Origin of the sequence: Marinomonas transparens, from assembly GCF_016463975.1 — a bacterium.
Taxonomy (GTDB): Bacteria; Pseudomonadota; Gammaproteobacteria; order Pseudomonadales; family Marinomonadaceae; genus Marinomonas; species Marinomonas transparens.
Genome location: NZ_JAEMNX010000018.1, coordinates 12,945 through 28,841, shown reverse-complemented (window position 1 = coordinate 28,841; position 15,897 = coordinate 12,945). Strand labels below are relative to the sequence as shown.

Annotated in this window: 14 protein-coding genes; 8 read left to right on the top strand and 6 right to left on the bottom strand. The window is 45.2% G+C overall.

Annotated features, from left to right (window positions below; genetic code table 11):
• Window positions 1-299: 299 nt before the first annotated feature.
• The 3 genes from I8J31_RS14065 to I8J31_RS14055 all read right to left on the bottom strand — a co-directional run bounded on the left by I8J31_RS14065 (window position 300) and on the right by I8J31_RS14055 (window position 4,278).
• A complete protein-coding gene (locus I8J31_RS14065) occupies window positions 300-2,057 on the bottom strand; it encodes an alpha-amylase family glycosyl hydrolase (RefSeq protein WP_199469216.1) in 1,758 nt (585 codons plus the stop codon).
• Window positions 2,058-2,151: 94 nt separating this feature from the next.
• Window positions 2,152-3,378, bottom strand: coding sequence for a glycosyltransferase family protein (locus I8J31_RS14060; RefSeq protein ID WP_199469215.1), 1,227 nt, complete (start codon window positions 3,376-3,378; stop codon window positions 2,152-2,154).
• Window positions 3,379-3,456: 78 nt separating this feature from the next.
• Window positions 3,457-4,278: an HAD-IIB family hydrolase gene (locus tag I8J31_RS14055; protein ID WP_199469214.1), complete on the bottom strand. Its 822-nt coding sequence runs from the start codon at window positions 4,276-4,278 to the stop codon at window positions 3,457-3,459.
• 137 nt (window positions 4,279-4,415) lie between these two features.
• Here I8J31_RS14055 and I8J31_RS14050 point away from each other — a divergent pair, with 137 nt between their 5' ends.
• Complete coding sequence (locus I8J31_RS14050) at window positions 4,416-5,303, top strand: DMT family transporter (RefSeq protein WP_233402788.1); 888 nt, start codon at window positions 4,416-4,418, stop codon at window positions 5,301-5,303.
• Window positions 5,304-5,416: 113 nt separating this feature from the next.
• On the opposite strand, the gene I8J31_RS14045 is transcribed toward I8J31_RS14050, so the two are convergent.
• On the bottom strand, window positions 5,417-5,884 hold the full coding sequence (locus tag I8J31_RS14045) for a DUF3010 family protein (RefSeq protein ID WP_233402787.1): 468 nt from the start codon (window positions 5,882-5,884) through the stop codon (window positions 5,417-5,419).
• A 216-nt stretch (window positions 5,885-6,100) separates the two neighbouring features.
• Between I8J31_RS14045 and I8J31_RS14040 the strand changes: the two genes are divergently transcribed.
• A complete protein-coding gene (locus I8J31_RS14040; RefSeq protein ID WP_199469213.1) occupies window positions 6,101-7,333 on the top strand; it encodes a pyridoxal-phosphate-dependent aminotransferase family protein in 1,233 nt (410 codons plus the stop codon).
• Window positions 7,334-7,365: 32 nt separating this feature from the next.
• On the opposite strand, the gene yddG is transcribed toward I8J31_RS14040, so the two are convergent.
• Window positions 7,366-8,277 (bottom strand): aromatic amino acid exporter YddG, encoded by a 912-nt coding sequence (gene yddG, locus I8J31_RS14035; protein WP_199469212.1) that lies wholly within the window; start codon window positions 8,275-8,277, stop codon window positions 7,366-7,368.
• A 381-nt stretch (window positions 8,278-8,658) separates the two neighbouring features.
• Between yddG and I8J31_RS14030 the strand changes: the two genes are divergently transcribed.
• The 6 genes from I8J31_RS14030 (at window position 8,659) to I8J31_RS14005 (ending at window position 15,018) form a co-directional block, all read left to right on the top strand.
• Window positions 8,659-9,651 (top strand): Bug family tripartite tricarboxylate transporter substrate binding protein, encoded by a 993-nt coding sequence (locus I8J31_RS14030; RefSeq protein WP_199469211.1) that lies wholly within the window; start codon window positions 8,659-8,661, stop codon window positions 9,649-9,651.
• A 79-nt stretch (window positions 9,652-9,730) separates the two neighbouring features.
• Complete coding sequence (locus tag I8J31_RS14025) at window positions 9,731-10,171, top strand: tripartite tricarboxylate transporter TctB family protein (RefSeq protein WP_199469210.1); 441 nt, start codon at window positions 9,731-9,733, stop codon at window positions 10,169-10,171.
• Window positions 10,172-10,174: 3 nt separating this feature from the next.
• Window positions 10,175-11,695, top strand: a complete 1,521-nt coding sequence (locus I8J31_RS14020; protein WP_199469209.1) for a tripartite tricarboxylate transporter permease — start codon at window positions 10,175-10,177, stop codon at window positions 11,693-11,695.
• A 107-nt stretch (window positions 11,696-11,802) separates the two neighbouring features.
• Window positions 11,803-12,480, top strand: coding sequence for a response regulator transcription factor (locus tag I8J31_RS14015; protein ID WP_199469208.1), 678 nt, complete (start codon window positions 11,803-11,805; stop codon window positions 12,478-12,480).
• A complete protein-coding gene (locus I8J31_RS14010; protein ID WP_199469207.1) occupies window positions 12,449-13,954 on the top strand; it encodes a sensor histidine kinase in 1,506 nt (501 codons plus the stop codon). The genes I8J31_RS14015 and I8J31_RS14010 overlap by 32 nt, the downstream gene beginning before the upstream one ends.
• Window positions 13,951-15,018, top strand: a complete 1,068-nt coding sequence (locus I8J31_RS14005; RefSeq protein ID WP_233402786.1) for an ABC transporter substrate-binding protein — start codon at window positions 13,951-13,953, stop codon at window positions 15,016-15,018. Before I8J31_RS14010 ends, I8J31_RS14005 begins: the two co-directional genes overlap by 4 nt.
• Here I8J31_RS14005 and I8J31_RS21125 read toward each other — a convergent pair.
• Window positions 15,015-15,767: an AraC family transcriptional regulator gene (locus I8J31_RS21125; RefSeq protein WP_199469206.1), complete on the bottom strand. Its 753-nt coding sequence runs from the start codon at window positions 15,765-15,767 to the stop codon at window positions 15,015-15,017. The two genes, I8J31_RS14005 and I8J31_RS21125, sit on opposite strands and share 4 nt — an antisense overlap.
• Window positions 15,768-15,897: the final 130 nt, after the last annotated feature.

Sequence of the window (15,897 nt, the reverse complement as noted above, 5' to 3'; positions counted from 1 at the left end):
AAAAGGTTTTTTATACTTTTTATTTTCATTAAAAAATTCCTAGAGTCACAGGGAAGTTGATTTTTTGTAAAAAAGTGCACACAAAGTGTAAATAAAATGCAATATAAAGTCGATTGTTCTTTATAAAAATATAAATAAAGTTTGTTTTATTTGTTTTCTTGGAATAGACAAGTGCTTGAGCCTTATGAATGTCTATTTTTTAGGGTTTTATTCTTTCTTATTGGAGGGGCATTTATTGGAGGGGCATAAAAAACGCGACCTAGGTAGGTCGCGTTTTCTGTAGGTTTGGCGATTGGGTATTAGCTTGTTTTGAGCTTGCCTTTTTTATTCGTCAACCAAACAAACTGGTAAGGCATCAGGGTGACCTTACCCAAACGGTCTTCATAAACCTGCTCGGTGATCAAGTCTGTCCAATCATCTGTGGCGATAAGATTGAGCTCAGATAAGTTAAAATGTTGGGGCTGATCGGTCATATTGTATACCGCAAACAGACTTTGCCTTCTATCCAAACTCTGGCGCCAGAAAGCAAACAGATTTTCTCCCATGTGCAAAACATATTGCGTTGCATTGGGGTGAAAAGCCTGCTGAGCACGACGAATCTGGGTAAGTTTGGTGATGCTCTGAAATACTTTTTGGTGATGAGTTGGCGTATTTAGTACATGCTGTAAGTCTTCCATGTCCCATATATGGCGGTTAATAGAACGAAAATGACCGGTATTATCGACACGCTCTAGGTCATTCTCCGTGCCAAATAAGCTGTGAATATAGAAGGCTGGAACGCCTTCTAGTGCCATCATGACGCCAGCGGCACAGAGAAAGCGAGCAAACTGCCACTGATCTGGGCCCTGCTGCGCGGAGCCTGATAAGGCATTCCATAAACTAATATTGATTTCGTAAGGCTTGGCGTCTCCCTGTGGAGTGGTACGAGAACTGAGTTTGCCGCCAAAGCGTTTCATTGTATTGATGAGGGTTTCTAACTCCCATTCTGATAGCAGGCCTTCTGTAGGGCGCAAACCAATACCATCGTGTGACGCAATGAAGTTTAGGTAAGTTGTGCCCTGTTGTGCCGGCGGCATGCTCATGAGCCATTGTTTTAAATGGCTGCAATTGCCTGTTACTAGACTGTTGATCAGCAAGGGGGGTAATGAAAAGTTGTAGATCAAATGGGCTTCGTTGGCATTACCAAAATAGGTGAGGTTCTCTTGGTTTGGAATATTGGTTTCCGTAATGATTACCGCATCCGGCGCGTAATGTTCAATCATTAGGCGCAGTAAACGGATGATTTCGTGGGTCTGAGGTAAGTTAATACTGGTTGTACCGGGGATTTTCCAAAGGAAAGCCACTGCATCCAAACGGAACCAGCGAATGCCTTTTTCAAGATAAAGGCGAATAATGCCTAAAAACTCCAGCAACACTTCAGGGTTTTCGAAATTCAAATCTATCTGATCATGGCTAAAGGTACACCAAACGTGTTTTTCGCCATTCTTGGTCTGTACTTCTCTTAGTAGAGGGGAAGTTCGAGGCCGCACGACTGCGCTTAGGTCAGCGTTGGGGTCCGCTTCGTAGAAGAATTTGGAACCGGGGTCAACACCCGCTTTGAAGTTTTCAAACCACATGCTTCGGCTTGAACAGTGGTTGATGACCAAGTCACCCATAACCTTAAAGTCTTCCGCTATCTTAGAAACATGATCCCAGTTGCCGCTGGCAGGATTAACGGTGGTGTAGTCCATCACACTAAAGCCATCATCAGAGCTGTAAGGAAAAAAGGGCAACAGGTGCACCGCTGAAATACTGTCGGAGAGTTTGCTTTTGACAAATTTTTGCAATGTCTCTAGTGGCGGTTCGTCTTTTGCTCGTAGTGTATCGGCATAGGTAATGAGCATGATGTCGGATTGATCCCAAATATTTGTGTGCGGTCTTGGGGACTCAGTATTTGGGTCTAGGTGAAACCTAGTTAGGCAGTTACGTGCAAGTTCAGAGGCGTCGACATGGGGATACAGTGTTTGAAGATGGCTAACAAGCCTTTGTTCTAAGTGAGATGGTAATGCATTTTCCATATCTACCTACCTTGATGATGTTATTAAGCAAAAATCGAAACCTGTTTTGATCAGGTTTCGATGATAACGTTACGTTTTAATGGCTAGCCAAAGGCTACTTCGGTGAAAATTCTGCCATGTCTTGTTCGACCGCAAGCGCCAGTTGCTGCATGACGCCAGGGAACGCACTTACAACCCGGTTCCAGCTTGGAATAAATGGCGTCTCCATTGGGTTTTCTAAATATTGATTGCCGGCTTTCATAATATTGGCAGCAAAAAGTTCAACGGCTTGTTCTTCAGCGTGAACATCCAGTTTTAAACCGTTGATTTCTGCGTCATTACGATAGGTTTCAATAAAGTCTAAAGCCACACGGTAATACGTTGCTTTTATCGTTCGGAATGTCTCTTGGTTGAAAATCGTACCATTAGTGGCCAGTTTTCTAAAGATGGCCTTGGTAATATCTATAGACATTTTAGATAAACCACCATCGTCGTTCTCGGCAGATAGGTCTTGGTGCTTATGATCGTAAATATCGGCAATGTCTACCTGGCATAAACGGTTGGTGGAAAAGTTACGGTACATCTCACTCAATACACCAATTTCTAATCCCCAATCGCTCGGAATACGCAAATCCGTCATCACGTCACGGCGGAAGGAAAACTCCCCCGCGAGTGGATAACGATAGCTGTCTAGGTAATCCAAATAATCCAAATGACCAAAGACTTTTTTTAATGAATACAGCAAAGGCGTGACTAATAAACGACTAACTCGGCCATTCATTTTGCCATTGGCGGCACGGGCATAAAAGCCCTTACAGAATTCGTAGTTAAAGTTTGGGTTGGCAACAGGGTAAATAAGACGTGCGAGCAGTTCTCTGTCGTAAGTGACGATATCGCAATCATGCATGGCAATGGATTCGGCTTTGCCTGCGGCTAGGTTGTAGCCCATGCAGAACCAAACATTGCGGCCTTTACCCGGATCAGAAGGCGAAAGATGCTCGCCTTTTAGCACACCGTCTATGGCTCTTAAACGGGGGCCATCGTTCCACAGTACCTTGTAGTTCTGCGGTAAGACACTAAAGAATTCAAGCGCGTGTCGGTATTGTTCTTCTGTGGCTCGGTCTAATCCTATGATGATTTCAGACAGGTAAGGCACTTGTTGAAGATGTTTTAAAATATTAGGCATGGCATCTGTTTCCAGCTCGGAATACAGGCATGGCAGGATGAGTGACATAGGCCGTGATTTTGCAAACTCACATAATTCTGCTTCCATTTCTTCTAGCGGACGGTGTGCTAAATTGTGAAGTGTGGTGATGATACCGTTTTGATGAAAATCGCCCATAGTATTGCTGCTCCTAATAAATGAATTCGAATGTGTGTCAGTCCATTGTCAAGATAAAAAACTATTTAAAGAGGTCTCTTAAAGAATGCCCTGTTTACTGAGTGCCAAATTAATTGCCTGCGTCCAGCCTTCTGGTCCATAAGCATCGGTTAGCCAAGCGTCACTGCGATTGGGTACTTCTGGTGGCGCATGAACAGGAGATCGAATGACCACAGGAATGTCGGCTTTGCTCAACATACCAACATCGTTTTCTCCATCGCCTAATGCCATGGTCGTCATGTTTTCGTCACCTTGAGCTTCATATACCTGCTTGAGCCACAGCATAGCATTGGCCTTGTCGCAATATTTCCCCATTAAATGAGCAAAGCGACCGCCTTTTTGAATTTGAATATCGAAGTCAGCTAAATATTTCCTGAAGGCGGTAAGGGCAATGTTTGAGTCATGCCATATCATGGGCTCGGTAAATTCCCGTTGCATAGACTGCTTGGCGTTTTCTTCCTCTAGACCAGTAATAGACACAAGCTCCTGCCAAGTCATATCGCTATAGCGCTTAAAATTATAGGTGGTTTGCTGGTCGTTGGTGAGCTTAATCAAAGCGTCGCGTTTTGGTCCAAAGGACTTTAGCCAATAGTCACCACAATCTTCTAAGGCTTCGTCAACATAAAGAGAGAGATGTTTGGGGATGTAGACAGCAGAACCATTTTCAACAATAAAAGGGTCTTGATGATTGAGTTGCTTTCTGAGAGAAGCCAGTTCAGCAAAGGTCTTACTTGTATTGAGTACACAGGGAATAGCAAAGGTTTTAAGTGTTTGCAACGCGGGTAGCGCAGAGGCGAAGCTGTATGTGTGATGATCAAGCAAAGTACCATCGAGATCTGAAAATACCAATAGACTGGTCATGTAGTTTCCATATAGTGGTCCACCATAAATAACTGGTAGGCGTTGAGGTTAGACTTGCAAATCCAATGCCAGTAAGTAAAGGTAAGCCTTTCTCCATAAAGACATTTCCCTCAAGATTAACTGAGTTTTGAAACAAAATGATGACAATCTCCCTGCGTCTGTGTGTTTTTATTTTTCTTGCATTGCTTGCCTTTGCTGGTAACTCTATTTTATGTCGACTAGCGCTTAAGGATGGCTTGATTGATCCAGCAAGCTTTACCCTATGGCGCTTGGCGAGCGGTGCTTTCATGCTCGTCTTACTGTGCTTTTATCATCTCCTTAAGGAGAACAAGATCAAGGTGAAAACTGTCTGGCTAGAAGGCAGTTGGCTGTCATCCTTCTCGCTGTTTATTTATGCACTCGGTTTTTCTTATGCCTATGTTTCCTTATCGACAGGTTTGGGAGCCTTGGTGTTATTTGGTGCAGTACAGCTTACCTTGATTCTGTTAGCGATATGGGCAGGGCAAAAGTTGCTTGGACTTGAGTGGCTTGGGTTGATCATTGCCTTTGGTAGCTTTGTTTATTTGGTGTTGCCTAGCTTGGGGGAGAATGAAGTGTCATTGACTTCTTCTTTGGGCGGATTTGTTTTAATGACGTTGGCAGGGATTGCTTGGGGGGCTTATACATGGCGCGGCAAGTTGTCCTCAAAGCCATTGTTTGCGACGGCCTCTAATTTTCTTCGTACTATTCCCATACTATTGATATTGTTGGTATTTATTTATGCTGAAACCAAGACCAGTACTGAGGGGATTTTGCTGGCGATACTGTCTGGTGCCGTGATGTCTGGTTTAGGTTATGCACTTTGGTATGGCGTTTTACCCAGTATTAGTACTTCGACGGCAGCCGTGTTGCAGCTCTTGGTACCTGTTATTGCGACGTTGGGCGGTGTGCTGTTTGCTAATGAACTGATCACCTTACATCTGATTTATGCAACGGTAGGTGTGTTGGGGGGGGTGTTGTTAGTCATTGTCGCAAGGAAAAAATAATGTCTATTTTTGCTTTGTTTTGGTGCGCTTTTGTTTTTGTGCGTCGAAGTAGGGAGTGAAAATGATTCAAAGTGGACGAGAAAGTTTTCGTCCACTTTGTTATCTACTGGCAATTAAATTTCTGCGGTAGGTTCAGATAGTGCGGCATAGGCAATGGTGAAAGCGCCTTCTTGGAAAGCACGTAGGCCCGTGTCCTTAAATGGGATCGGCATTGGGTTATGCTGTAAGATTTCTTTGGTTTTAGAGGAGTGAAATAGGTCCACCTGAATGCCTTCGATCAGTTGCAAAGCCGCCTCGATTTTAAAGCCTACCGAACCACCAGCAAACTTGCCCTTGGTTGGGCGCTCGCGAATGACCACACGTTCTACCTTGTAGTCTTCAAACAGTTTTTTAAGCATGAATTGATACTTGCGCAGGCTTTCGCTGTCATTTGGGTTGTGTAAGGGGTGTCTAACTTGGCGACAGTCAGCGATTTGAAACAGCCCGTCTTGTTTAGAAAGTAAGCAAAGAATGACTTCACTGCCTTTGATTTCGATACCACAAGTAATCATTAGGTGATCCTGAAAAATAATTTCATCCATTATCGCACAATTCTTAACGAACACGCAGAGTAAAAAAGACTGCTAGCCCAAGTGGAAACCCGTTGGATCTAAGGTGAGATAGAGTGAAGACAGTTTATTACACTGTTTTCCATTTGATGACTATTTTATAAAGCAGAATATTGTATTATTGCAAAATATTATTTTGTTTAAAAAGAAAAAACGATATTTTCTACTATGAAAAAAGGATGCATAACCATGACCGCTTCATCGCCAATGGACATTCCCCGTCCTCAGGTGAAATCGCTAGACGAAATACTTCCCCATGAACCTTTACTCATGATGGGCGCAGGCCCAGTACCTATCCCTGAGCGTGTGGCGAAAGCCAACTCAATGGTCATTAACCACCTAGGTGGTGTGATGGCGCAGGTGATCGATCAAGTAAAATCCATGGCTAGATATGTTTTTCAAACTCAATCCAAATGGGTATTGGGCGTAGCGGGTCCGGCGTCAGCGGCGATGGAAATGGCGGTTGCCAATTTATTGCAACCAGGTGAAAAAGTCCTTTGCATCAATAACGGTTTCTTTAGCCACCGTATGGCAGAAATGGCGACCCGAGTAGGAGCGGATGTGCATGAATTGCATGTGGCCGTGCATGAAGCCGCAGATCCAGAGCGAGTAAGAAAAGCCATTGAAGAAGTTCGCCCTAAAGTGCTGACTCTAGTGCAGGGGGAAACGTCGAACACCGTGTTTAATCACTCATTAGAAGAAATCACCAAGATCGCCAAATCTTATGGTTGCTTGGTGGTGGTCGATGCCGTGTGTACTTTGAGCACCATGCCGTTAAAAATGGACGAATGGCAGGTCGATGTGGTGATCACTGGTGGTCAGAAAGGCTTGTCTTCTATTCCCGGTGTGTCTTTATTAGTGTTTTCAAACGACGCTTGGGCAGCAGTCAAAAACCGCACTCAGCCAACCGTACAATGGTGTTTTGACGCCCAGCTGGCGGAAAATTTTTGGCATAAAGACGGCTACCATTATACGGCGCCTGTTTCTGGCATCATGGCGCTGCATGAAGCCTTAAAGCTGGTGTGTGATGAAACCCTAGAACATCGCTTTGCGCGTCACTTACGCTGCTCCAAAGCGTTGCAAGCGGGTGTTGAAGCGATGGGCTTAGAGTTATTTGTTGAGCCTTCATCGCGTTTAAACTCCGTTGTGGGGATCAATATTCCTGATGGATTAACCGCCGTGCAAATTTGCCGACACATCTCTGACGTTTATCGTGTCGAAATCGCTGGTTCTTTTGGCCAGCCTATCGTGCGTATTGGTCAAATGGGCGAGCAGTGCCGCGAGCATAATTTATTCCGTACACTACATGCCTTTGGCAGTACGATGCGTGACCTCGGTGTGAAAGTAGATCAGCCAAATGGCATGGCGGCTATGGAAAGCTATTTGCAAAGTGTGCCACGTACTCTGTACCAAGTGGCTTAGTTTTTCTTTTACGATACCATTGATAGTAACCACTAAATGCCTTTCGCTTCAGAAGTGGAAGGCATTTTTTTGTTTGGCATCAAGCTGGCAAATAAGGCCCCAGCGGTAATAAGAAGACAAGCGATTACCTGCCCTGTGGTTAATATCGCATCGGTAAATAGCCCAAGCCAAGCGGTAGAAAGGGCTGGAGCGGTGTAAGACAGCACACCTAATAATGACAAGTTGCCTTTTTTGACACCAAAATCCCAACAAAAAAACGCTATGCCCACGGGGCCAAACCCTAACCCCAAAATAGCCATCCAAGTGCTTAGGGGAAGCGACCAGTCTTGTTCCTCCAAAGTAAGGTGTGACGCCCCTGCTAAAAGTGTTGTGATTAAACAATACCAAAGCACCGCACTAGAAGGCACCGACTGATAACGGCGGTTCGCAACGGAATAACTAGACCAAATTAACGCGCAGGCAAAGGCTGCCCCGTAACCTGTCCAATGATAAGTCGTGTTTCCTGCATCCTCTATGTTGCCTTTTGATTGCAGCATGATGCCAGTGCCAATAAAGGCGATGATGGCACCCGCTAAATGGGCCCAAGAAAGCGAATTGCCTTTTGTCATGCCCGCCATTAATACAATGAACAAAGGCCAGAGATAAGCGATCAATCCAGCTTCAACGGGGGGGGCGTGTTGAAAGGCATAGAAATAACAAAAGTGATAAAAGTAAAATCCGAGTCCCCCCATGATGATGGCGCTTTTGGGTGTTTGTTTCCAAGAGGTTTTTAACTCGCCTTTTATTAAATATACCAAGAAAAACAAGAGGCTTGCGACGCCAAAGGTTAGGGTCAGCAGTAAAAGTGGTGGAACGACATTCGCTTGAGTAGTGAAGAGGGCGAGGGTGCTCCAAAGGAGAATCGCAATACTGCCAATCATGGTGGCTTTTGGGTTATGGGACATATTTTATCCTTTATCCTAAAAAATTATTCGAGACTTTTGCACGACTGCTGTGCGCGCCAATACATTGTTAAAAATAGACTCGTCTTGGCTTGGCTTGGCTTGGCTTGGCTTGGCTTGGCTTGGCTTGTGACTTCGTGCAAAGGTCTCTATTTAATAAAAGGCAGAATATCGTGTTTGCCCTACAAAAACATTGTCAAAAAAAGTGCACTTGTATTGTTAAAAACGAGTGTGTTGGGGGGCTGCTTTAAAAACCTTAAAATTAAAAATTAACGATGACAGGCTAGTGACAGGTTTGCCATGTAAGGTTTAGCGGATCGAGCTTACTAACCTAAATTAAGTGGCTTGACTAAACCAATAAAAAAAATAATTAGGAGCATCATTATGCTTAATAACATGTCATTAAAGTCTGTTCTCATTTCCGGTGCTGCGGCACTGACAATTGCAGGGCAGGCGTACGCCTACGAACCGGCTCGCAGTGCCGAATGTATTGCACCTGCTAACCCCGGTGGCGGTTGGGATTTTACCTGTCGCAGTGTGGGTAAAGTACTGGTTGACCAAAAATACATCAAAGGTAACGTACAAACCGTGAATATGAGCGGTGCTGGTGGTGGGGTTGCTTTTGCTCACACGGTCAGTAAACGTGCTAAAGATGACGCTCTTATTGTTGCCGCTAGTACCGCGACAACCACTCGCCTTGCTCAAGGCCAGTTCCCGGGGATGAATTCAGGCCAAGTAAAATGGGTTGGCACTTTAGGGGCAGACTACGGCGTTATCGCGGTAGGCAAAGATTCAAAATATACTTCTCTTACACAAATCATGGATGCCCTTAAACAAGACACCAGCGCAGTGAAGTTCGCGGGTGGTAGTGCATCGGGCGGCTGGGATCATCTTAAAGTATTGATCGCTGCGCAAAAATCGAATGTAAGCAACTTGCCTAAAATTCGCTACCTAGCTTACAGCGGTGGCTCAGAAGCCTTGGTGCAAGTAGTAGGTGGTCATGTGGATGCTTTTACGGGTGATATTTCTGAAGTAAAAGGCTTCATGGAATCCGGTGACTTACGTGTCCTTGCTGTCATGTCTGAGCAACGTCTTCCAGCCCCATTCAACACTATCCCAACCGCAATGGAGCAGGGTATTGATGCTGTAGCACCAAACTGGCGTGGTTTTTATGTACCGGGTAAAGCCAGTGGAGATTCTTACAACTGGTGGGTGAAAACCATCGATGAGTTGTATAGCACGCAAGAGTGGAAAGATATTATGGCGAAAAATGGTCTGATGCCATTTCACAAAACGGGTGCCGAGTTCACTCAATTTGTGAAAAATCAAACTTTAGATATTCAGCTTCTCTCTAAAGACATCGGCTTAATTAAGTAATTGCTAGCCGATCTTCGGAGGGGCACCTTGTGTCCCTCCTGTTTTCTTTTACTCCCTATGACTAACTCGGAGCAACTACATGCGTATTAATGATCGTGTGTTTGGCATGCTTATGCTAATACTGGCTGTTGCTTATGGCTGGCAAGCAACGCAATTCCCCATTCCATTTGGCGGACAGGAAAGTGTCGGGCCAGAAACATTTCCTATCATGTTATCTATTGTTTTAGGTATCAGTTCTATCTATCTCATTGTTCGTCCTGACCCAGATGAAAAATGGTCGCCTATGGCTATGTTGATTGAACTCAGCATTGTGGTGTTAGCTTTGCTGGCTTTTGCTTGGGCGATTGAACCTATTGGTTTTATGCCTGCCGCTGCTTTAATCGTGAGCTTTTTAAGTTGGCGAATGGGAGCGAGCGTGACCAAGAGTTTGATTACGGGGGTAACCAGCTCGGTGATTATCTTCTTCCTATTTAATAATGTGCTTGAATTAGCACTGCCTCTAGGTCTATTGGAGTTCTAACTTATGGATACTATGAGCTTATTGATGCAAGGTTTTTCGGTTGCACTGACGCCGGAAAGCATTATGTTTGCTGTCATTGGTGCGATTTTGGGAACCTTGATTGGTGCTCTGCCGGGTCTTGGTCCTGCGAATGGCGTTGCGATTTTGATTCCATTGGCCTTTAGTTTAGGTTTGTCTCCTACCTCATCGCTTATTTTGCTGACGTCTGTTTATGCTGGCGCCATGTACGGCGGTCGAATTTCTTCTATCTTATTGAATATTCCCGGCGATGAGCCCGCCATGATGACCTGTTTAGATGGTTATCCCATGGCATTGAAAGGTAAGGCGGCAGAAGCGTTAGCCATTTCCGCGATTGCATCTTTTATTGGTAGTTTCATTGCCACCATTGGTTTGGTGATTTTAGCGCCTATTTTGGCGAAATTTGCCCTACGCTTTGGCCCATCTGAATACTTTGCTTTGTTTGCCCTAGCTTTTGCTACCTTGGGTGGTATTACGGGGAAAAACCAGTTTAAAACTCTGATGGCGGCAGCGATTGGTTTGATGATCGCCACTGTCGGTATTGATATTTCAACGGGTGTACAACGCTATACTTTTAATACCCTTGAATTGTTTGAAGGGGTCGATTTTATTATCGCTATTGTCGGCTTGTTTGCGATTAGTGAACTCTTGTTCTTTTTAGAACGCCATGCTGGCGATGGTCTTAAGCAAGTCGCTATTAATAAGCTAAAGTTATCTCCGAAAGACATTGTTAAAGTCTTACCAGCCTCTTTTCGTGGTGCCGTGTTGGGCTTTATTGCCGGCGTGCTTCCGGGAGCGGGGGCGTCTTTAGGGAGCTTTATTAGTTACACCTTAGAAAAGCGCACGTCCGATAAAGGCGAATTTGGTAAAGGTGATCCTCGCGGTGTAGCAGCACCTGAAGCAGGCAATAACGGTGCGGCATCGGGCGCACTGGTGCCCATGTTGACCTTAGGGGTACCGGGTAGTGGTACGACTGCGGTGTTATTGGCGATGTTGATCTCGTTGAATATCTCCCCCGGCCCTATGTTGTTCCAGCAAAATGCTGATTTGGTGTGGGGTGTGATTGCAGCCATGTTTGTTGGTAACCTCGTTTTGTTACTGTTGAACATTCCTATGGTGGGCATTTTCGTTAAGTTACTGAGTATTCCACCTAAATACCTGATGCCGATTGTTACCTTGATCGCTTCAGTGGGTATCTATTCCGTTAGCCACAGTGCGCTTGACCTTTATTTTATGGTGGGATTCGGTGTAGCGGGTTATATTTTCCGTAAGGTAGATATTCCTCTCGTGCCGATTATTTTAGGCATGCTGCTTGGGCCAGAAATGGAGAAAAGCCTTCGTCATGCTTTGGTGTTATCTGACGGGGATTGGGGCGTGTTGCTAAACAGTGGTTTGAGCATTGGCCTTTGGGTAGTGGCGATTCTAGGTCTTATTTTACCTATTATTGTTGGTCCTATTGTTCGCGCTAAAATGGCGAGGTCAAAGGACGCTGCTAAAGAGGCTTAAGCGTTGTAATATTACTTTTAATGTATGAGCAAAGTTCGAGTGTCTTAGGCCCTCGAACTTTGTTGTTTCTGCGACAAAACAATAATAATGACAATGGCCGAAATGTTATGCGGATTCTGGTAGTAGAAGATACTCAAGTGTTGGGGCAAGCCATTTGCGAGCGACTTACCAGCTTAGGTCATGGGGTTGACCTGATTGGGGATGGCAAGCGTGCCGATGAATTACTCAAATACCAAACGGTTGATTTGATTTTGCTGGACCTCAATTTGCCCGGTTTGTCTGGTTTACAGTTACTGCAAAAGTTGCGTCAGCGAGATGATGCGACCCCCGTGCTTATTTTGACAGCACGAGACCAGATCGAAGATCGCATCCGCTTATTAGACGAAGGCGCAGACGATTATCTCACCAAGCCCTTTGATTTTGGTGAGCTAGAAGCGCGCTGTCGAGCTTTACTACGTCGGAAACAAGGTTATGCCACAAATATTACAGAACACGGTAACATCTTGGTTAATCGAGATAGCCGCCAAGTGTTTGTTAACAATGAACTCACCGCCATCACCAACCGAGAATTTCGTCTGTTGGAGATCTTTTTAGGTCATCTTGGGCGCGTGTTAAGTAAAGATGAAATCACCGACCATCTGTTTAACTTTGATGAAACCCCGGGGCCAAATGCCATAGAATTGTACGTGGGGCGGTTACGTAAAAAACTCGCTCAGGGTGACCTGGTGATCAGCACGCTTAGGGGAATTGGCTATGTGGCAGAAATCACATCTAAAGCACAGTGATACAAGCCCAAGTGAAATAGCAGCCGAGCGCCGAGCGTTGAAAAAAGCGCCGTCTTTGCGCTTTCGTTTTATTCTGGCGGGCGTGTTGGTGATTGGAGTGATTGCGAGCTTAGCGATTAATTTGGTGTTTGATTCCAGCCGTAAACTGGCAGACTTATCTTATGATCGTTTGTTACGCAGTGCGTTATTGCAGATGGACGAGAATGTGGGCCTGATTCGCAATGAGATCAGCATCGACATTCCTTGGTCGGCTTTTGCTACCTTGGCGCAAGCGGATGAAGACAGGGTTTTTTATAAGGTAGAAAGCTTGGAGCAGGGCTTTATTACCGGTTATCAGGACTTAAATAGCACGCCTCCTAAGTCTCCTGTTTTAGATGAAATGCAATTTTATAATCAAGAATATTCAGGCGAAATGGTACGCTTTGCTTGGCTAGAGCGACGTTTGACCGAGCCAGATACGGCGCAAACTGTGCGTATTGTATTGGGACAAACACGGCTGTCGAGAGAAGCCATGGCTTCAGCGGTCACCCAAAGAGCCATCGAAGTGGTGGTGCTGGTTGCCTTGGTCGCGATTGCCTTGATCGTGATTGGTAGCCATATGGTACTGCGTCCTTTGCATCGCTTAGAGCGAGCTTTAGAAGAGCGCCCCCATGGTGACTTAACACCAATCGATATTAATACTCCAAAAGAAACTCACCATCTCAAAGTCGCCATCAATCACTTTATGGCGCGTCTGCAGGTAAACTTGGAACAGTTAGAAAACTACACGGCGGATGCGGCCCATCAGTTGCGTACCCCCCTTGCTAGCCTAAGGGCTTTAGCCGAAAACGCTCGTGACAATATATCGAATGACACTGTTTCCAAGGACGCTGTGTCACCAGAAAAACAAAACCTAGCATTAGAAAATATCGTTATCCAATGTGATGCGCTTAGCCAAACGGTGACCTTATTGCTGAACCAAGCGGTGGTGTCCCATCGTTTACAAACGCAACGCTTAGCACCGACTAATTTGCTTGAGCCGATTAACGCTTCTTGTCGAGAACAGGCGGTGACCGCTTTGCATCAGGGCATTAAGCTGTCACTGGATTGTGAACTGAAGGAGGCTAGGGTGTTAGGGGATGCTTTTGCCATCCAGCAGATGATGCAGAACCTGATCGAAAATGCGGTGCGTTATAGTGGTTTGGGTGTGGAGCATGCCACGGAAGTCGTTGTAAAAGTGATGGCATTTGATGCGTTTTATCGTATTCAGGTGATTGATTATGGCGATGGTATTCCTGATGCTGAAAAGCAGCGAGTCTTCGAACGCTTTTATCGAGGGCGCTATGATATAGCGGGCAGTGGTGTTGGACTTGCCATGGTAAAAGACATTGTTGATCACCATAGGGCCAGCATTGTGATTCTGGATACCCAGCCAAAAGGCACCACTTTTCAGGTGGATATCGCCAAAATTGCGTTTAGTAGGAAGCCTGTATGAGATTGCTTTTGATTCTAGTCCTTGGCGTTTGGACTATGGGGTTACTGCAAACCGCCATGGCATCAACACCGGTTTGGTTTGGTAGCCAGAATGCGCCACGCACATTGCATATTAACTCGGCCATTGATTTAAACTCTTTTGAGCCCATGCTGAAGGCTTTCGTGGCGCAATACCCTGAGATTCGGGTTGCCTATCAAGACATCAATACCTTAGAGCTGTATTACCAAACCATTAATGAAAAGCAAAAACCGATGGCCAGTTTAGTCATCAGTAGCGCCATGGATTTGCAGCTTAAGTTGGTCAATGATGGTTATGCTCAAACCTATCAGTCTGCTTTTACCGAGCGCTTGCCAGACCACTTTAAATGGCGTAATCAAGTGTTTGCTTTTTCCCTTGAACCCATTGTCATGCTGGCAAATAAACAGGCTTTTCCGGGCCCTCTGCCAGAGGATCGTCAGGCCTTATTGCAGACGATTCGTCAACATGAAGCGCAAGTGACAGGACGCATTGGCACCTATGATATTCGTAAAAGTGGCGTGGGGTACTTGTTGGCCAGTCAGGATGCACGTCAAGCGGATGCCACTTGGGGGCGTTTATTGGAGGCTTTTGGTAGTCATGATATTCAAACCTATTGCTGTACCCACGAGATCATTGATGACGTGGCGAGCGGAAAACTGGTACTAGGTTACAACTTGCTTGGGTCTTACGCATTACAGCGAGTACGTGATGATGCAAGGTTAAAAATGATTTTACCAAAAGATTACACCCTAATGCTGATGCGAGTGGCTTTGATACCCAAACGTGCACCGAATCTTGAAGATGCAGGTACCTTCTTAGATTTCCTGTTATCAGGGAAAGGGCAGCGTATGATGCAAACTCAAGGCCTACTATTTCCTCTTTATCCAGCGGAGAATGTGGTCGATGAACGTTACCTAGTGAATGCGCCGGGACCAACTGGAGTGATTGAGCTGGATCAGCAATTATTGGTGGGCCGTGATTACGCCAAGCAACGTCGTTTTATTAAAAACTGGGAAATCGCCCTAGAGCTGAATAGTGATGACTAGTGCTTGACCCGGTTATGGCTTTGGCTTTCTTGACGTTTGCTTAGGCGATAATGTCCCGGAGTGACTTTATAAAAGGTTGTAAAGAGGCGTACGAGGGCACTGGCATCGTGCAAGCCGATTTTTTGCGCGATAGCTTCCAAGGGGTAATCGCTTGACTCTAAATAGACTTGAGCTTCTTTAAGGCGACGTTTTAGCAAGTATTGCTTCGGGGTTATACCCAGTGTTCGTTTAAATAAAAGGCTTAACTGACTTGGGCTTAAGTGCACTTCTTCTGCTAGCTTAGCCAGCGGCCAACTTTGTTGAAAATCATGACTCAGTATTTTTTGAGCTTTCTCTAAACGTGAGTCCGCCTTGATCGTATTGTCTTGTGGAATCGGCAATAAATGTTCTAATAGGTTTAGTGCCTGAGCCATGGCTAATTCATTCGCTGTATCACCGATTAGGCTAGATAAAAAAGGCAAATAGGCTTGTGCCTGAGGCGTCAGATTAATGAAATTGTCTGTACTTTGAACTTCTTCATCCCATACGGGTAAGGCATTGAGAATCAGGCAGCGATTGTCTGTTTCCGCTAAATGCGTATGGGCTTGTCCTTGGGAAATAAAACAGGCTTGTCCAAACTCAACAGGCTGTTGTCGGCTCTCCACATCCAGAATTAAATGGCCTGTCAGAGGTAAGACAATTTGTGTGTGTTGGTGCGAATGCGTTGCCGCCGTTTCTTGATAGCTAATGACCTCTATATGGTCGCGCACTGGTTTTTCCTCATCTTCTTTAATATGTTAATTTGTTTAGAGACCTTTGCACGACTACTGTGCTCGTCAACACTTTGTTAAAAATAGACTCAAAATGCTCATTTATAACCCATAAACTCCGCTTTTTCGT